Below are 13,111 nucleotides of genomic sequence, written 5' to 3' on the forward strand. Positions count from 1 at the left end.
GAGGGCGCGACAGGAGAATCACCCCTTATGACCAGCACCGAACCCGTCGGGTCCGACCCGGCGCCGAGGCCGAAGCGCCGCACTTTTACCTCGGAATACAAGCTGCGGATCGTCGCCGAGTACGACGCGGCGCCCAGGAACGAGAAGGGCGCGGTCCTGCGCCGGGAACGGCTCTACCACTCGCATGTCAAGGAGTGGCGGGCCGCCCGGGATGCCGGGGCCCTGGAGAACCTGGTCGACCGGCGGACGAGCCCGGCCCGTGCGAAGAAGTCCGCCGCGGAGGTGGAGAACGAGAAGCTGCGGCAGCAGGTGGCGCGGCTGGAGAAGGACCTGGCCCGGAACCAGGCTGCTCCCGAGGTGATGGGAAAAGCTTCCGCGCTCTTGGAAATGATCTCCGAGAGCGCGGACTGAAGCCTGCCGTCGGCCCCGTCGTGGACGAGGCATTCACCGATGTCCAGGACCAGCTGGGCGTCTCGGCCGCGTGCCGGCTGACCGGCCGCTCCCGAGCCACCCACTACCGCAGTCTCAAGCCCCCGACGGTCCGCGCACCCCGCTCCCAGGTGCAGGTGCAGCCCTCGGCCCTGACGGGCCAGGAGCGGGCCGCGGTACTGGAGTTGATGAACGGCGACGAGTACGCCGAGATGGCGCCCGCGCAGATCTGGGCCCGCGAGCTGGACGCCGGGCGCTATCACTGCTCGATCTCGTCGATGTACAGGATCCTGCGCGAGCAGGGTCAGTCCGGTGAGCGCCGGCGGCAGGCCGCCCACCCGGCCAGGGCGGTGCCCGAGCTGGTCGCCACAGGGCCCTCGCAGGTGTTCACCTGGGACATCACCAAGGCGGCCGGACCGGCCAAGGGCGTCTGGTATCACGCCTACGTGGCCTCCGTCCCAGATCAGAGGCCCTTTCCCAGGCAAAGCCGCAGGTAGCGGCAGACGAGTCGGGCTGTACGCCGGGTTCTGTTCCGGTGGGTCCTCGCGGGCCCGCCGGCGACGGCCATCCATCTAGGACCGGCGTTGCCACCGGTCTCGTGCGGTCTACCCGCGGACTCGGGCGGGCAGCCCTCGTACGTCCGCGCAGAGACACCGGGGTGTCTCCTTTTGACCTTGCTCCGGGTGGGGTTTACCTAGCTGCCCAGGTCGCCCTGGGCACTGGTGGTCTCTTACACCACCGTTTCACCCTTACCCGGCGCCGAAGCGCCGGGCGGTCTGCTTTCTGTGGCACTGTCCCGCGGGTCACCCCGGGTGGCCGTTAGCCATCACCCTGCCCTGTGGAGCCCGGACGTTCCTCGGGAAGTCCCGCAAGGGACTCCACGCGGCCGCCCGCCCGGCTCGTCTGCCGTGTGGACCATGGTACCGGGCGTGCGCGCCGGCTCGGGCCCGTGGCCGCCGTGGCCAGCACCGAGCCGGCCAGGATCAGGGCGGAGGCGGCGATGACGCCGGGTGTCAGGGTCTCGTGCGATCGATCCCGGGCCCGAGTGGATGTGCCCGCCCCGGTGGGCGATGGCCTCCAGGCCGCCGACGGTGACGCCGACCGTGAACTCGTCGCGGGCGTGCGGGGCGTAGACGTGGCGGTCGGTGGGGGCACCTCCCGCGCGAGCGTAGCCGAGCGTGGGGGAGGGCGGTGAGGAGGTCGAGGGGCGGGCCGTGGGCGAGGAACCCCTCCAGCAGGACCTCCGCCTGCGTCAGCGGCTCGTGGGCCATGGCAGTCATGTCACGCCCCTCCTTCGGTCGCTCGCCAGACTGGGACACCGGCTGATCACCTGTCCGAGAGATCGGGAACCGTTCCCTCGATCGTGGCACACGATCACGCCGACCGTCAGAAGCCGGACCGGCGCGCTTGACCCTGTCGCAACGTCAACGTTTCTACTGAGGTCATGCGGATCGGAGAACTCGCCGACACCGTCGGCGTCACCACGCGGACCGTGCGGCACTACCACCACCAGGGCCTGCTGCCCGAGCCGGAACGGCTGGCCAACGGCTATCGGACGTACACCCTGCGGCATGTCGTCGTGCTGGCGCGGATCCGTCGGCTGACCGAGCTGGGGCTCGGTCTGGCGGAGGTGCGGGACGTGCTCGTGGACGAGGCCGGGAAGGATCTGGCCGAGGTGCTGGCGGAACTGGACGCGGATCTCGCGCGGCAGGAGGCGGCGATCCGGGAGCGTCGGGCGCGGCTGCGGGCGCTGCTGGAGGCGGAGGGCGGGTTGCCGGCCGAGGGGCCGGTCTCGCCGGAGCTGGCGGAGTTGTTCGCCGGAATGGGGGACGTCTCCGGCTCGCCGATGGCCCTTCGGGACCGGGAGATGCTGGCGTTGCTGGAGAGCACGATGGCACCGGAGGACCGGGAAGGGCTGCTGGCCGCGTTGCGCGGTGCCCTGGGTTCGCCGGAGGCGGTGGCGCGGGCCCATGCCGCGTACGCGCTGCTCGACGAGCTGGCGGACACCGGCGCCGACGATCCGCGGGTGGCGGAGACGGCCCGGGTGCTCGCCGAGTGCCTGCCCGCCGAGCTGTTGCCCGAGGAGGACGTCGTACTGGACTCCGGTGGCGGTTTCCTGGGCGCCCTGTACGCCGATTTCGCGCCCGGGCAGGCGGAGGCGATCCGGCAGGCCATGGAGATCGCGTCGAGGGGGCGGCGGTCGTGAGGGGGCCGTCGTTCGTCACCGTCCCGTACCTCCTGGTGCGGCACGAGCTGCGGCTGCTGGCGAGTCTGTGGCTGTGGGCGGCGCGGCGGACCGACGGGGCGGCGGCCGGCGGATCGGCCTTCGGGTACGCGCGAGGGCAGGGCGCGATGATGTCCGGCTTCGCGTTCGTGTGCGTGATCGAGACCGTGATGATGTCCGTGCTGCTGCGGGACTGGCCCACCGTGCACCACGTGGTGCTGGTGCTGGACGTGTACACCGTCGTCTTCGTCATCGGGCTGCACGCCGCGTCCGTGGTCCGTCCGCACGTCCTGGACCCGGGCGGCGGCACGCTGCGGATCCGCCGGGCCGCGCACGTCGACGTACGGATACCGCTGGAGCGGATCGCCTCCGTGCGCCGCGAGCTGCGGACCACGCACGAGCGGGTGGACGGGGAACTCGATCTCGCCGTCGGGGCCCAGACCTCCGTGACGGTCCGTCTCGCCGAGCCCGTCGCCCACGTCACCTTCCTCGGGCGGCGGCGCGAGGTGCGCGTCGTGCGCTGCCACGCCGACGACCCCGGCGCTCTCGTACGGGCCGTCGAGCGGGCGCGGGAGGGGCACGCCGTACCCTGACCAGGAGCCTTGGAGCTCAGTAGCTCAGTAGCTCAGGAGCTCGGAGTGAAGGAGTACGTGTGCTTGTCCTGCTGCCGCCGTCCGAGGGGAAGGCCGCGTCCGGCCGGGGCGCCCCGCTGAAGCCGGAGTCGCTGTCCCTGCCGGGGCTCACCGCGGCCCGGGAAACCGTGCTCGGTGAACTGGTCGAGCTGTGCGCCGGTGACGAGGAGAAGGCGCGCGAGGTGCTCGGGCTCAGCGAGGGGCTGCGCGGCGAGGTCGCCAAGAACACGGAGCTGCGGACGGCGGGTGCGCGTCCGGCCGGGGAGATCTACACCGGTGTGCTGTACGACGCCCTGGACCTGGCCTCGCTGGACCCGGCCGCCAAGAAGCGGGCCGCCCGCTCGCTGCTGGTGTTCTCGGGGCTCTGGGGCGCGGTGCGGGTGACCGACCGGATTCCCTCCTACCGGTGCTCGATGGGCGTGAAGCTTCCCGCCCTCGGGGCGCTGGGGGCTTACTGGCGGACGCCGATGGCCGAGGTGCTGCCCGAGGCGGCCGGGGACCGGCTGGTGCTGGACCTGCGTTCGTCGGCGTACGCGGCCGCGTGGAAGCCGAAGGGGAAGGTCGCCGGGCGGACGGCGACCGTGCGGGTGCTGCACGCGCCGACCCGCAAGGTGGTCAGCCACTTCAACAAGGCGACCAAGGGGCGGATCGTACGCGGCCTGCTGGCGTCCGGGACCGCGCCCGAGGGTCCGGCGGAGCTGGTGGAGGCGCTGCGGGACCTGGGGTACGAGGTGGAGGCCGAGGCGCCCGCGAAGGCGGGGAAGCCGTGGTCGCTGGACGTGCTGGTGGCGGACATCCACTGAGCGGATCGGAGCATTCGTTGCGCGCGTTGCATGGGTTGCATGGGTTGCAACGGTCATTGCGCAGACTGCTCTGCGACGGCACGATGAAGCCATGAGCTCACCGCTGCCCCCCTCTCCCGCCGCCTCGGTCCTGGACCTCGCCCCCGTCGTGCCCGTGGTGGTCGTCGACGACCTCGCCGACGCCGTGCCGCTCGCCCGCGCGCTCGTCGCCGGCGGGCTGCCCGCGATCGAGGTGACGCTGCGGACGCCGGTCGCGCTCGACGCGATCCGCGCGATCGCCGGTGAGGTGCCGGGCGCGGTCGTCGGCGCGGGCACGGTCATCACGCCGGGGCAGGTGGGGGACGTCGTCGCGGCCGGGGCGCGGTTTCTGGTGAGTCCCGGGTGGACGGACGTACTGCTGGAGGCGATGCGCGCGTCCGGGGTGCCGTTCCTGCCGGGGGTGTCGACCACCTCGGAGGTGGTGGCGCTGCTGGAGCGCGGGGTGCGGGAGATGAAGTTCTTCCCGGCCGAGGCCGCGGGCGGCACCGCCTACCTCAAGGCCCTCGCCGCCCCGCTGCCGCAGGCCCGCTTCTGCCCGACCGGCGGCATCACGCCGGGCTCGGCGCCGGAGTACCTGGCGCTGCCCAACGTCGGCTGTGTCGGGGGCAGTTGGATGCTCCCGAAGGACGCGGTGGCCGACCGTGACTGGGGGCGCGTGGAGCGGCTCGCCCGCGAGGCGGCGGGGCTCAGCGCAGGTGGGACGTGTCGTTGAACAGGCGGACACTGGCGCCGCCGTCCGCGTAGTACGCCACCGCCGACAGCGACGCCGCCGACAGTTCCATGCGGAACAGCGACTCGGGCGGGGCGCCCAGGGCCAGCCGTACGAACGTCTTGATCGGCGTCACGTGGGAGACCAGCAGCACCGTGCGGCCGGCGTAGGCCGCGGCCAGCTTGTCCCGGGTCGCGGCGACCCGCGCGCCGGTCGCCGCGAAACTCTCGCCGCCGCCGGTCGGCTCCGCGTCCGGGGAGGACAGCCAGGCGTCCAGGTCGTCGGGGTACCGCTCGCGCGCCTCGGCGAAGGTCAGCCCCTCCCAGGCGCCGAAGTCGGTCTCCCGCAGGCCCTCCTCGACCGCCACCTCCAGGCCCAGGCGGGCGGCGACGATGCCGGCGGTCTCGCGGGTGCGGGCCAGGGGTGAGGCGACGACCGCCTGGATCGTGCCGCGCCGGGCCAGGCTCGCGGCGACCTTCTCGGCCTGCTCCCGGCCGACGGACGACAGGGACGGGTCGCTGCCGCCGCTTCCGGAGAACCGCTTCTGCGGAGTGAGGGGCGTCTCGCCGTGCCGGAGCAGGACGAAGGTGGCGGGTGCGCCCATGTCGGGCGGCCCCCAGCCGGGCGAGGCCACGGTCTTCGCGGCCCGCACGTCGGCGTCGGCCGCGGCGTCGGCGGAGGGGCGCGGGGCAACGGCGGTCTCGGGGCCGGGGCCCGTCCGTGGCGAGGCCGCGGTCGTCGCGGCCCGCACGTCGGCGTCGGCCGCGGTGCCGGTGTCGGCGGAAGGGCTCGGGGCAACGGCGGTCTCGGGGGCTGTCCGGGCCGACTGGGCGATGCGTTCGCCCACGGCGGCACCGTCACCGGAGCCGGAGGCTCCTCGCTCCGCGTCCGGCTCCGCGCCCGGCTCCGTCTCCGTGCCCGGCTCCGTCTCCGTGCCCGGCTCTGCGCCCGGCTCTGCGCCCGGCCCCGCGTCCGGCTCCGTGCCCGGCTCCCTCTCCGTGTCCGGCTCTGCGCCCGGCCCCGCGTCCGGCTCTGCGCCCGGCCCCGCGTCCGGCTCTGCGCCCGGCTCCGTGCCTGGCTCCGTGCCCGGCTCCCTCTCCGTGTCCGGCTCTGCGCCCGGCCCCGCGTCCGGCTCCGTGCCCGGCTCCCTCTCCGTGTCCGGCTCTGCGCCCGGACCCGGCACCGCGCCGGGCTCCCCGTCAGCCGCGGCCCGGGCGTCGCCCGCGTCCAGCTCCGCCGTCGACAGGGACGGCGACCACTGCTCGCCGCGCGCCCCCGCGTCCATCGCCTCGTTGGCCAGACGGTCGGCGTGCTTGTTGCTCGCGCGGGGGATCCACTCGTACGTCACCCGACCCGGCGGGAAGACGCGCGCCGCCTCGGCCGCCAGCGGCTTCATGTCCGGGTGCTTGATCTTCCAGCGGCCCGACATCTGCTCGACGACGAGCTTGGAGTCCATGCGCACGTGGACGGCCGCGTCCGGGTCCAGCTCCCTCGCCGCGCGCAGGCCGGCCAGCAGGCCCCGGTACTCGGCGACGTTGTTCGTGACGACCCCGAGGTACTCGGCGGCCTCGGCCAGGGTCTCCCCCGTCGCCGCGTCCAGCACCACGGCCCCGTAGCCCGCGGGCCCCGGGTTGCCCCGCGACCCGCCGTCGGCCTCGACGACGAACTCCCGTACCGGACCGGCCGCCGAAGCCGTCACCGCAGCTGCCACCGAAACCGCCCTACAGCCCGGAGTCGGCCGTACGCACCAGGATGCGGCGGCAGTTCTCGCAGCGGACGACCGTGTCGGGCGCCGCCGAGCGGATCTCGCTCAGCTCGGTGATCGCCAGCTCCTGGCGGCAGCCCTGGCAGCTGCGCTGGTACAGCTTGGCCGCGCCGACGCCGCCCTGCTGCTCGCGCAGCTTGCCGTAGAGCTTGAGCAGGTCGTCGGGGACCGAACCCGCGATGACCTCGCGCTCCTTGGTGACCGAGGCCGCGTCGCGGTCCAGCTCCTCGACGGCCGCGTCCCGGCGCGCGGCGGCGTCGTCGAGCTTGCCCTGCACCGCGCCGACCCGCTCGGTCAGCTCGGCGGCCCGTTCCTGCGCGGACTCGCGGCGCTCCATCACCTCCAGGACGACGTCCTCGAGGTCGCCCTGCCGCTTGGCGAGGGAGGCGATCTCGCGCTGGAGGTTCTCCAGGTCCTTGGGGGAGGTGACGGCGCCCGAGTCGAGGCGCTGCTGGTCGCGGCCGGCGCGCTGGCGCACCTGGTCCACGTCCTGCTCGGCCTTGGTCTGCTCGCGGGCGCAGTCGCTCTCCTCGGTCTGCGCGGCCACGAGCAGGTCGCGCAGCTGCGTGAGGTCCTTGGTCAGCGACTCGATCTCGGCGTGCTCGGGCAGGGACCGGCGCTTGTGCGCGAGCTGCTGGAGCCGCACGTCGAGGCCCTGGAGGTCGAGGAGTCGGATCTGATCGGCGGGCGCGGCTTTCAGTTGGGGGCTCCCATTGTGTCGGAGGTCGGGGCGGACGCCGCGTGGGCGGTCCAGGGGTCGGTGACCGTCTTGGAGACGTGGACCCGGAGGTCCCAGCCGTGCCGGTCGGAGATCTCGTCGAGCTGGGCCGCGCCCAGCTCGCACCAGGGCCACTCGGTGGCCCAGTGCGCCGCGTCGAGCAGCGCGAGGGGACTGTGGGCGCGATCCGCGGTGAACTCCGAGACGGGGTGGTGGCGCAGGTCCGCGGTGAGGAACGCGTCGACGCCGGCCGCCCGTACGTGGTCGAAGAGGCTGTCGCCGGAGCCGCCGCTGACGGCGACCGTGCGGACGGTCGCCTCCGGGTCACCGGCGACGCGGATGCCCTGCGCGGTGGCGGGCAGCCGCTCGGCGGCGCGGGCGGCCAGCTCGCGGACGGTCAGCGGGTGTTCCGGTTCGCACACCCGGCCCAGGCCCCGGCGGCCCGCGGGGTCGGCCGGGTCCGGCACGAGGGGGCGTACGACGCGGAGGCCGAGGGCGCCCGCCAGCGCGTCGGAGACGCCCGGGTCGGCGGTGTCGGCGTTGGTGTGGGCGACGTGCAGCGCGATGTCGTTCCTGATGAGCGTGTGCACCACGCGGCCCTTGAAGGTGGACGCCGCGACCGTCGTCGTTCCGCGCAGGTACAGCGGGTGGTGGGTGACGAGCAGGTCGGCACCCAGCTTCACCGCCTCGTCGACGACCTCCTGGACGGGGTCTACGGCGAACAGGACCCGGGAGACCTGCTGGCCGGGCTCGCCCACGACGGTGCCGACCGCGTCCCAGGACTCGGCCCGCTCGGCGGGCCACAGGTTCTCCAGCGCGGCGATGACTTCTGACAGACGGGGCACGCAGGCAAGGCTACCTGGCTGATCTGTGCCGTTGTACCCGCGGCGGGCTCCCGTCGCCGCCCCCCGCTCCGGCACAGCACACACCCCGCCGCTCCCTCAGCCGAATCGTTCCTGTGCCACACGTACGTGTGATGGCTACGACGGCCGGTCCCCCGCCCGTGCGTGCGAAAACTACCTTCGTCGCCGGAGGTGACCGAACGATGACAGTCTGTGCGATCGAGCCTTTGGCGGGCCCCGGGAACGGCGGCCCCCCGCGGGCGGGCTGCAGCATCACCGCGGAGGGCGCCTACGCCGCGCGCCTCGCCCCGAGCGGAGACTCCTGGTTCCCGGAGCGCTGGACCCTGGACGGTCCCGAGCCGTACGCGGTGCCGCTGCCCGGCAACCAGCCGGAGGAGCCCGGCACCGAGGTGCAGCCGATGGGCGACGGGCGGGTCCTGGTCCACCGCGTCGCGGCCGGGCGGCACCTCTTCGCGCTGCTGTACCCGACCGGGCCCGGCACCGGTGAGCTGCCACTCGGCGCGGTGGAGTGCCCCGAGGACACCACCGTGCTGCGGCTGCTGCCGCCGGTCCCGGGCGGCGAGCGGGCGTACGCCCTGGCCGTCGGCCCGCGGGCGACGGTGCTGTGGCAGGTCGCGGGCGGCGCCTTCGGGCCCGAGCGGCTCGCCGAGATCCCCGGCCGCTGCTCGGGCGGGGCCTGGCTGGACCGCACCGGCCGGATACTGGCCGTCGACCGGGAGACCGGGGGCCGCACCAAGGCGGTCGTGGTGGACCTGGAGCGGGGCGGCGAGGTGTCCCCGCTGCTGCAGATCGCCGCGGACAGCGACGACCGGATACTGCTGGCCGATCCGGACAGCGGGCTGGTACTGATCCGCTCGGACGCGCCCTCGCCGGGACAGGGCCGGCTCGGCTGGGGGGTGCTGGGCAGCACACTGCCGGTGCGCTTCCCGGAGTGTCTGCGACTGCCGGACTGCGTCGTGACGCCGTTCGCGATCCAGCCCGGCCAGGCGCTGACGCCGGAGCGCTGCGCGGTGGCGCTGCGCGTGGACGGCGCGTTCGGCAGCCGGCTCGGGGTGTGGCGGCCCGCCGAGCGGCGGGTGCGTCACCTGCCGGCCCCCGAGGGGTGGTTGACGGGCGCCGGGCTGTGGACCGCGGACGGGGAGCTGCGGCTGCCGTGCTCGACACCGCGGTCGCCGTGCGGCGTGGCGCGGCTGGGCGCACCCGACGCGGGCGGCGAGCGGGCGAAGGATGCGGAGGAAACGGCTCCGCACGAGCCCGGCGAACCCGGGGAGACGGACACTCCGACGCCCGCTCCGCAGCGTCCCGTACCCCTGCAACAGGCCCCGCTGGCACGGCTTGTAACGAAGTAGTGCCGGTTCGCGTGGCCGCCTGGATCCGGGCCGAGGTGTGCCGGTTACACTCGCCCGGCTGTAGGAAAGATCATGTTGACGGGGTGAATTCCTTCCGATGAACGACGCCAGCACGACCCAGCCGATACAGGCCGACGGTGCCGACGTTCGCGAGACCGACACCGGCCACGGCCGGCACCGAGGACCGGTCTCCAGTCAGGACGGCGCGGCGACTCCACGGGGCCGCCACCGCAAGCCGGCCGTAGTGTCCGAGACGGCGGCCTGACGGCACGTCGAGAGGCACGGCAGAGGCACCCGAAGCAAGTAGCAGGCAAGCGGCTCCGGCCCCGTTCGTCACTGCGACGGACGGGGCCGATGTCGTCATCCGTAGCGGACGACGGTGTCGGCGAGGACGGGGGCGTCGTCCCGCTCGACGGCGCTCACGGCCACCCGCACGGAGCCTCCGCCGCCGGGCACCGGGCCGCCGGCGCCCGCGACCGAACCGCCGACGCCCGCGACCGAACCGCCGTCGCCCTCGACCGAACCGCCGACGCCCTCGACCGAGCCGCCGCCCTCCCCCGCCGGGCTCCCGCCGTCCGGCGCCGCGGACCGCCACATGCGCACCCGCTGCGTCTCACCCGGGTACCCGACCCCGGCGAACCGCGTGCGGTACTCGCGCACCCGGGTCACGTCACCGTCCAGCAGCGTGTCGACGACCGCCTTGAGCGTGCCGCCGTAGGTGCACAGCCCGTGCAGGACGGGCCGGTCGAAGCCGGCGCGCGCCGCGAACTCCGGGTCGGCGTGCAGGGGGTTCCAGTCGCCGCAGAGCCGGTAGAGCAGGGCCTGGTCCTCGCGTACGGGGCGCTCGACCACGTGGTCGGGCGGCTCGGCGGGCTGCGGCGCCGGGCGCCCGGACGGTCCCCGCACACCGCCCCACCCGCCCTCCCCGCGTACGAAGATCTCGGCCTCGTCGGTCCACAGCGGCCCGTCCGCGTCGGTGACCTCGGTGCGCAGGACGAGGACGGCCGCCGTGCCCTTGTCGTACGCGGCGACGATGCGGGAGGCGGCGCTCGCCCGTCCCCGCACCGGGACGGTCCGGTGCAGGCGCAGGTGCTGTCCGCCGTGCAGGACGTGCGCGAGATCGACGTCGACGCCGGGCATGGCCAGGCCGCCGATGACGCCCGGGGGGCCGCCGCCCGCGACCGTCGCGAAGCTCGGCAGGACGTGCAGCCGGGATTCCAGGGTGTAGCGCAGCTCGCGGGGGTCGGCGGCGGGGAGACCGGCGCCGATGCCGAGGTGGTAGAGCTGGACGTCCTTGTGGTCCCACGCGATCTCGCGGACGCGGGGCGCGGCGGCGAGCGCCTCGGCCGCGTCGATCGGCATGACCCTCCCCGGTACCGGCACCATGGACAGCCACGACCGTACGGGACGCCGCCCGCTCATGCGGCCCCGTGGAGGAGCCGGCCGGCACGATCCGCCGGGTGCCGGCCGGCGAGACGGTCGTCGGCCCCGCACTGGCCGCCGCCGCGCTCAGTGCGGGCCCCAGCCCGCTCACCGCCCGTGAATGCGACGTGCTCAGGGCGTCCGCGGACGGCGCGACCGTCGCGGACATCGCCGCGGCCCTGCACCTGTCGGAGTCCACGGTCCGCAACTACCTCTCGGCGGCCATCGGCAAGACCGCCACCCGCAACCGCACGGAGGCGCTCCGCGAGGCACGAAGGCAGGGGTGGCTCTGAGGCCGCCGCCGGCCAAAGCGTGCGTGCGTACGTGCGGGATGGGTCGGGGCGGGCGGGCCGCGGCTACCCCCGTAGTCCGCGCTTCGTCCGCTCCCCCGCCGGCAGCCACACCCGCATCAGCACCGCCCCGGCGACCAGCACCGCCGCCGCCGTACGGAACACCAGCGCGTACCCGTCCGTCAGCTCCTCCGGTCCGGCGCCCTCTCCCCCGGCCCGTGCCGCCGCGATCGTCGACATCACGGCGAGTCCCAGCGAACCGCCCATCGTCCGGGAGGTGTTGACCAGCCCGGAGACCAGTCCGGCGTCCCCGGCCGCCGCACCCGAGATGGCCAGCGACGCCAGCGGGGTCGCCGCCAGCCCCGCGCCCAGCATCATCAGTACCCCGGGAATCATGATCGCGGTCACGTACCCGCCGTCCGCGGTCATCGTCGACTGCCAGCCGAAGCCGACGGCCGCCACGAGCGTGCCCAGCACGGCCACGTTCCGCGCCCCGATCACCGGCATGAACCGCGGCGCCGCCTTCGAACCGAGTACGACCGCGAGCGAGCTGGGCACGAGGGCGAGACCGGCCTCCAGCGGGGAGTAGCCCAGCACGTTCTGCGCGTACAGCGTCATGAAGAACCACATGGCGAACATCGACGAGCCGGACACCAGCATCGCCACGTTCGCCGACGCCACCGAACGCAGCCGCAGCAGCCCGAGCGGCATCAGCGGCGCCGCCGTCCGCGCCTCGACGAGCAGGAACAGCGCGAGCAGCGCGAGCCCGGCGAGCAGCGGCACCAGCGTCGCCGTCGCGGCCCACCCCTCGGACTCGGTCTGCGAGATGCCGTAGGCCAGGGTGGCCAGGCCGGCGGTGACCAGGAGCGCGCCGGGCAGGTCCAGGCGCCGTCGTTCACCGGCCCGGCTCTCGGTCAGCCACAGCACGGCGCCGGCCAGCACCACCGCGCCCACCGGCACGTTGATCAGCAGCACCCAGCGCCACGACAGCCCGTCCACCAGGACGCCGCCCACCAGGCCGCCCGCGGCGCCGCCGCCCGCGCCCACCGCGGTCCAGGTCGCGATCGCCCGGGCCCGCGCCGCGCCCTCCGGCACCGCCGCGGTCAGGATCGTCAGGGTCGAGGGTGCGAGCACCGCCGCTCCCAGTCCCTGCACGGCCCGCGCGGCCAGCAGCTGCCAGCCCTCCTGGGCGAGTCCGCCGCCCAGCGAGGCCAGCGTGAACAGTCCGAGCCCGACCAGGAACATCCGCTTGCGCCCGTACAGGTCGCCGGCCCGCCCGCCGAGCAGCATGAAGCCCGCGAAGGCGATGGCGTAGGCGTTGACCACCCACTGGAGTCCCTGCGCACTCAGTCCGAGGTCGGCCCGCATCGACGGCAGGGCGACGTTGACGACGGACACGTCGAGTACGACCAGGAACTGTCCGGCGCACGCGAGCGCCACGACCAGCCAGGTGGGTGGCGTGCGGCGCGGGGATATTCGGGCGGTGGCGGTGCCGGTGGCTTCGAGCATGGGTGTCATGGTCTCAACCCGGAGGCGCCCCTTGCATCGGTATTTGGTCCCCGGACGGTCCTAGGTCTCCGGTCGGTCTCCGGTCGGTCTCCGGCCGCGTGGGCCCCGGTCGGTCTCCGGTCGCTGGGTCTCCGATCGCGTGGGTCTCCGGTCGGTCTCCGGTCGCTGGGTCTCCGATCGCGTGGGCCTCCGGTCGGTCTCCGGTCCTTGGCTCGGCCGTCTCCCCAAGGAAAGGTCAAGAATTCGTTAGGGGCTCGAAGCAACGGAATAGTTGCCCCGGCGCACGAGGTTCAGCCTGCACACACCTCGCATCGCACATCCGCACCGCATTCGCCGGCTCCCCGGCCTGGAGGCCTCAC

At 74.2% G+C, this 13,111-nt stretch carries 13 protein-coding genes, 1 other RNA gene and 3 pseudogenes; 9 read left to right on the forward strand and 8 right to left on the reverse strand.

Annotated features, from left to right (window positions below; all coding sequences use genetic code 11):
- The first annotated feature begins 27 nt into the window (after positions 1–27).
- Both ACIQ1J_RS02645 and ACIQ1J_RS02650 read left to right on the forward strand, forming a co-directional pair.
- Positions 28–411 carry a hypothetical protein gene (locus tag ACIQ1J_RS02645; RefSeq protein ID WP_403553449.1) on the forward strand — a complete coding sequence of 128 codons (384 nt, stop codon included), beginning with the start codon at positions 28–30 and terminating at the stop codon, positions 409–411.
- Between the two features lie 20 nt (positions 412–431).
- Complete coding sequence (locus ACIQ1J_RS02650; protein WP_403553451.1) at positions 432–926, forward strand: hypothetical protein; 495 nt, start codon at positions 432–434, stop codon at positions 924–926.
- Positions 927–929: 3 nt separating this feature from the next.
- On the opposite strand, the gene rnpB is transcribed toward ACIQ1J_RS02650, so the two are convergent.
- From rnpB to ACIQ1J_RS02665, 3 genes and pseudogenes are all read right to left on the reverse strand, one after another.
- Positions 930–1,331, reverse strand: an RNA gene (gene rnpB / locus ACIQ1J_RS02655) — RNase P RNA component class A.
- A gap of 125 nt (positions 1,332–1,456) precedes the next feature.
- Positions 1,457–1,573: pseudogene (locus ACIQ1J_RS02660) on the reverse strand (AraC family ligand binding domain-containing protein); the annotation flags it as partial.
- A 61-nt stretch (positions 1,574–1,634) separates the two neighbouring features.
- Positions 1,635–1,748: pseudogene (locus ACIQ1J_RS02665) on the reverse strand (Uma2 family endonuclease); the annotation flags it as partial.
- A 125-nt stretch (positions 1,749–1,873) separates the two neighbouring features.
- Here ACIQ1J_RS02665 and ACIQ1J_RS02670 point away from each other — a divergent pair.
- The 4 genes from ACIQ1J_RS02670 to eda all read left to right on the forward strand — a co-directional run bounded on the left by ACIQ1J_RS02670 (position 1,874) and on the right by eda (position 4,839).
- Complete coding sequence (locus ACIQ1J_RS02670; protein ID WP_403553453.1) at positions 1,874–2,635, forward strand: MerR family transcriptional regulator; 762 nt, start codon at positions 1,874–1,876, stop codon at positions 2,633–2,635.
- Positions 2,632–3,246, forward strand: a complete 615-nt coding sequence (locus ACIQ1J_RS02675) for a hypothetical protein (RefSeq protein ID WP_403553455.1) — start codon at positions 2,632–2,634, stop codon at positions 3,244–3,246. Before ACIQ1J_RS02670 ends, ACIQ1J_RS02675 begins: the two co-directional genes overlap by 4 nt.
- Positions 3,247–3,305: 59 nt before the next feature.
- Positions 3,306–4,088 (forward strand): peroxide stress protein YaaA, encoded by a 783-nt coding sequence (yaaA, locus tag ACIQ1J_RS02680; RefSeq protein WP_403553457.1) that lies wholly within the window; start codon positions 3,306–3,308, stop codon positions 4,086–4,088.
- A 91-nt stretch (positions 4,089–4,179) separates the two neighbouring features.
- Positions 4,180–4,839, forward strand: coding sequence for a bifunctional 4-hydroxy-2-oxoglutarate aldolase/2-dehydro-3-deoxy-phosphogluconate aldolase (gene eda / locus ACIQ1J_RS02685; RefSeq protein WP_403553459.1), 660 nt, complete (start codon positions 4,180–4,182; stop codon positions 4,837–4,839).
- Here eda and ACIQ1J_RS02690 read toward each other — a convergent pair.
- From ACIQ1J_RS02690 to ACIQ1J_RS02700, 3 genes are read right to left on the reverse strand one after another with little or no spacing between them, the layout of a single operon-like run.
- Complete coding sequence (locus ACIQ1J_RS02690; protein WP_403553461.1) at positions 4,814–6,547, reverse strand: bifunctional RNase H/acid phosphatase; 1,734 nt, start codon at positions 6,545–6,547, stop codon at positions 4,814–4,816. The genes eda and ACIQ1J_RS02690 overlap by 26 nt on opposite strands.
- Before the next feature lie 10 nt (positions 6,548–6,557).
- Positions 6,558–7,301 (reverse strand): zinc ribbon domain-containing protein, encoded by a 744-nt coding sequence (locus ACIQ1J_RS02695; protein ID WP_403553807.1) that lies wholly within the window; start codon positions 7,299–7,301, stop codon positions 6,558–6,560.
- Complete coding sequence (locus ACIQ1J_RS02700) at positions 7,298–8,164, reverse strand: Nif3-like dinuclear metal center hexameric protein (protein ID WP_210958697.1); 867 nt, start codon at positions 8,162–8,164, stop codon at positions 7,298–7,300. The genes ACIQ1J_RS02695 and ACIQ1J_RS02700 overlap by 4 nt, the downstream gene beginning before the upstream one ends.
- Positions 8,165–8,364: 200 nt before the next feature.
- Between ACIQ1J_RS02700 and ACIQ1J_RS02705 the strand changes: the two genes are divergently transcribed.
- Both ACIQ1J_RS02705 and ACIQ1J_RS02710 read left to right on the forward strand, forming a co-directional pair.
- Entirely contained in the window at positions 8,365–9,531 is a 1,167-nt protein-coding gene (locus ACIQ1J_RS02705) for a hypothetical protein (RefSeq protein ID WP_403553464.1), read from the forward strand.
- Between the two features lie 97 nt (positions 9,532–9,628).
- On the forward strand, positions 9,629–9,796 hold the full coding sequence (locus ACIQ1J_RS02710; protein ID WP_403553466.1) for a hypothetical protein: 168 nt from the start codon (positions 9,629–9,631) through the stop codon (positions 9,794–9,796).
- Between the two features lie 95 nt (positions 9,797–9,891).
- Here ACIQ1J_RS02710 and ACIQ1J_RS02715 read toward each other — a convergent pair whose 3' ends face one another.
- Complete coding sequence (locus ACIQ1J_RS02715) at positions 9,892–10,893, reverse strand: MaoC/PaaZ C-terminal domain-containing protein (protein ID WP_403553468.1); 1,002 nt, start codon at positions 10,891–10,893, stop codon at positions 9,892–9,894.
- A 62-nt stretch (positions 10,894–10,955) separates the two neighbouring features.
- On the opposite strand from ACIQ1J_RS02715, the pseudogene ACIQ1J_RS02720 reads away from it, so the two are divergent.
- A pseudogene (locus tag ACIQ1J_RS02720) lies at positions 10,956–11,246 on the forward strand (response regulator transcription factor); the annotation flags it as partial.
- 63 nt (positions 11,247–11,309) lie between these two features.
- Here the strand turns inward: ACIQ1J_RS02720 and ACIQ1J_RS02725 are convergent.
- Positions 11,310–12,752 (reverse strand): MFS transporter, encoded by a 1,443-nt coding sequence (locus ACIQ1J_RS02725; protein ID WP_403553470.1) that lies wholly within the window; start codon positions 12,750–12,752, stop codon positions 11,310–11,312.
- Positions 12,753–13,111: the final 359 nt, after the last annotated feature.

The sequence above is a fragment of the Streptomyces sp. NPDC097107 genome (assembly GCF_044762405.1).
Classification (GTDB): domain Bacteria; phylum Actinomycetota; class Actinomycetes; order Streptomycetales; family Streptomycetaceae; genus Streptomyces; species Streptomyces thinghirensis.

What these genes read in the sequence shown, in the direction of transcription:
- ACIQ1J_RS02645 (WP_403553449.1), top strand. Translation starts at nt 28, where the DNA reads ATGACCAGCACCGAACCCGTCGGGTCCGACCCGGCGCCGAGGCCGAAG.
- ACIQ1J_RS02670 (WP_403553453.1), top strand. Translation starts at nt 1,874, where the DNA reads ATGCGGATCGGAGAACTCGCCGACACCGTCGGCGTCACCACGCGGACC.
- eda (WP_403553459.1), top strand. Translation starts at nt 4,180, where the DNA reads ATGAGCTCACCGCTGCCCCCCTCTCCCGCCGCCTCGGTCCTGGACCTC.
- ACIQ1J_RS02705 (WP_403553464.1), top strand. Translation starts at nt 8,365, where the DNA reads ATGACAGTCTGTGCGATCGAGCCTTTGGCGGGCCCCGGGAACGGCGGC.
- ACIQ1J_RS02710 (WP_403553466.1), top strand. Translation starts at nt 9,629, where the DNA reads ATGAACGACGCCAGCACGACCCAGCCGATACAGGCCGACGGTGCCGAC.
- ACIQ1J_RS02715 (WP_403553468.1), bottom strand. Translation starts at nt 10,893, where the DNA reads ATGCCGATCGACGCGGCCGAGGCGCTCGCCGCCGCGCCCCGCGTCCGC.
- ACIQ1J_RS02725 (WP_403553470.1), bottom strand. Translation starts at nt 12,752, where the DNA reads ATGCTCGAAGCCACCGGCACCGCCACCGCCCGAATATCCCCGCGCCGC.